A 3,128-nucleotide genomic window follows, 5' to 3' on the forward strand; every position below is an offset into this window, starting at 1 on the left:
AGGCTCGCCTGAGCGGTGCCGAGGGCCGCCGACATCCGGCCCAGCTCGTCCCTGCCGGTCACCTCGGGGGTCACGGTGAGGTCGCCGGCCGCCAGGGCGTCCACCGACTGCTGGACGGACTTCACCGACCGCACGATGCGGCGCACGACGAGCAGGGCCAGCACGAGCCCGATCCCGACGCTCACAGCGAGGATGGTCCACAGCGTCACCGTGGCCGAGGTCGCCTCGTCCGCGCCCTCCCGGGCCTGCGCGTCGGCCTCCTCGCGCAGCACGGTCCGGAGGTCGGCGAGGTCGGCCGTGACGGTGTCCTGCGCCTGCACCAGCGGCCCGGCCGCCACGGCGCCGGCCGTCGCCACGTCCCCGACGTCGAGCGCGGCGACCATCTGGGCGGCGCTGACGTCCAGGTAGGCCTCCATGTCGCTGCGCAGGGTCCGGAACAGGTCCGGGTGCTCGGTGATGTCGGCGTAGGCCTCGAACTGGTCGTCGAGGGTGGTGCGCCCGTCGACCAGCTGCGCCTTCAACGCCGTCCGCGTCACCGGGTCGGCCAGGAAGTAGGAGGTGTAGCCCTGGCGCACGCCCTCGTAGGTCGCCTGGATGCCGTCGAGGTCGGAGAAGGCGACGACGCTGCGCTGGTACATGTCCTGCTGGCTCTCGTCGAGGGCGCCGATGCGGCCGACGGCGACCACGCAGAGCACCACGCCGATGGAGGCGCTGAACAGGATCAACGAGAGGATCTTGCCGGCGATCGGCAGGTCGGCGAACCAGCTCGCCCGGGAGCGAGGTGGGCGGGCGGCGGTGGTCATGGGAGCCCTCCTGGGCGGGTGCAGAGCGTGCGGGTGGTGCGCCGTTCCGGCCTGACCGGGTCGGGGAGGAACGGCGTCGCGAGAAGCACGATAGGACGCGGGAGGGGGACGTCCACCGCCATTTCCGGGCGTGTCCAGATCGGCGAGCGAGAATTGTCCCGTCACCTTCTCGAGGTTGTCGACTTGGCGATCAGGGAACGCTGACGGCCATTCCGCACATCCCTCCGGAATGGCGACGGGGCGACGACCGGGAAGTGCCCGGCCGCCGCCCCGCGGGTGAACAGCGCAGCGCGTCAGTAGGTGAAGCGGGCCACCGAGGTGCGCAGGTCGGCGGCCATCCGCGACAGCTCGTCGACCGCAGCACGCGTCTGCGTGAGCGCCTGGGTGGTGCTGTCGGCCGCAGCCGAGACCCCGGTGATGTTGTCGGCGATCTGACCGGACCCGCTGGCGGCCTCGGTCACCGAGCGGCTCATCTCGTTGGTGGTGGCGGTCTGCTCCTCCACCGCGCTGGCGATGGTGGTCTGCCGGTCGCTGATCTGGGCGACGATCTGCGAGATCTCCGCGATCGCCCCGACCGCGGCACCGGTGTCCTTCTGGATCGCTTCGACGCGGCGGGCGATGTCCTCGGTCGCCTTGGCCGTCTCCTGGGCCAGCTCCTTGACCTCGTTGGCCACCACCGCGAACCCCTTGCCCGCCTCCCCGGCCCGCGCGGCCTCGATGGTGGCGTTGAGCGCCAGCAGGTTGGTCTGCTCCGCGATCGAGGTGATCACCTTCACCACGTTGCCGATCTCCGCGGAGGACTCCCCCAGCTTCGCCACCGTCGCCGTCGTCGTCTCCGCCGCGCTCACCGCCCGGGCCGCCACGTCGGAGGCCTCCGCCGCGTTGCTGGCGATCTCCCGGATGCTGGCGCCCATCTGCTCCGCCCCCGCGGCCACCGTCTGCACGTTCCGGGAGACCTCCTCCGCGGCGCCGGCCACCACGCCGGACTGCGCACTCGTCTCCTCCGCCGACGCCGAGATCTGCGCCGAGGACGCCGACAACTCCTCCGACGACGCTGCGACCGCATCCGCCGAGGCCGCCACCGACGCCATCACCGAACGGAGCTCGCCGAGCGCCGTGTCGATCGCAGCTGCGGCCCGACCCACCTCGTCGTCCCGGCTCACCCCCGTCGTCCGGGTCAGGTCACCGGCGGCCAGGGCCTCCGCGACGGAGGCGACCGCGTCGATCGGCCGCACGATGCGCCGGGCCACGGTGAGCGCCAGGCCGAGGGCCAGGAGCGCTCCCAGGACGACGACGGCGACCATGGTCCACTGCGTCCGTGTCTGCTCGCCGTCAGCAGCCGCGTCCGCCGCCTGGACCCGGTCCTGCAGGGACTGCCGCAGCTCCGCGGTGAGCTGGATCACCTCGAAGTAGACGTTGTAGCCGTCACCCACGACGAGCGCGTCTGCCGCCTCGATGGCGGCCGGCGTGCCCTGGGCGTAGGTGGCGACGATGCGGTCGTCCACCGCGAAGAAGGCGTCCCACTGGTGCTCGATCTGCTCGAACGTCGTCTGCTCGGCGTCGGTGAGCGCGTCCGTGGGCACGGCCTCGAGCTGGCCGCGCAGTCGGTCGGCGCTGTCGAGGTACCCGGCCCGGTTGGCGTTGTCGCCCTGGACCGCGGCGACGCCGCCGATGCGGCGGGCGTCCCAGGCGTAGGCGGTCTGCCACCCGGTCACGTCGGCGTTGGAGGTCTGGATCTCCTGGACGGCGGTGAGGGCGCCGGCGAGGTGGCCGATCTCGTCCCGTGCATCGCCGGTCGCTCTCAGCCCGTTCCACGCGAAGCCGCCGACGGCGACCGCGGCTGCCATCCCGGCGGCGCCGACCGCCAGGATCGAGCCACGGACACCCATGCGTCGAGTGCGGCGACCGCTGCTGAGGTTGGTCATGTCCGTGCCTTTCGATCGGGTGCTGGCGACGCATCGCCTCGAGGTGGGCGAAATGGGGCGTCACCCGGGAGCAAGCTAGAGGCCCGGAGCACGACGCGAAACGCACTCCCCCGGAGTGTCGGAACCGTCCCGGTAAATGTGTCGGTGACCGTTTCTGCGGTGTCGACTTGACGATCCGCAGTCCCCACGGAATGGAGCTCGCCTCGGTGGGGGAGAGGCGACGGGGCGCCGACCGGACCATTCCGATCGGCGCCCCGTGGTGAGTGGGCAGGCTGCCCGTTCAGTAGGTGAAGCGGGTCACCGTCGTGCGCAGGTCGGCGGCCATCCGGGACAGCTCGTCGACCGCGGTGCGGGTCTGGGTCAGCGCCTGCGTCGTGGAGTCCGCCGCGGCCGACACCCC

The 3,128-nt window shown here is 72.2% G+C and carries 2 protein-coding genes and 1 pseudogene; all 3 read right to left on the minus strand.

The window, feature by feature from the left end; genetic code table 11:
• A partial coding sequence (locus BUB17_RS25025; RefSeq protein WP_141243212.1) for a HAMP domain-containing protein occupies window positions 1–803 on the minus strand: 803 nt, incomplete at its 3' end.
• 293 nt (window positions 804–1,096) lie between these two features.
• Entirely contained in the window at window positions 1,097–2,728 is a 1,632-nt protein-coding gene (locus BUB17_RS25030) for a methyl-accepting chemotaxis protein (protein WP_072921551.1), read from the minus strand.
• Between the two features lie 280 nt (window positions 2,729–3,008).
• Window positions 3,009–3,128, minus strand: a pseudogene (locus BUB17_RS28680) (methyl-accepting chemotaxis protein); the annotation flags it as partial.

The sequence above is a fragment of the Geodermatophilus obscurus genome, assembly GCF_900143215.1.
Classification (GTDB): domain Bacteria; phylum Actinomycetota; class Actinomycetes; order Mycobacteriales; family Geodermatophilaceae; genus Geodermatophilus; species Geodermatophilus obscurus_A.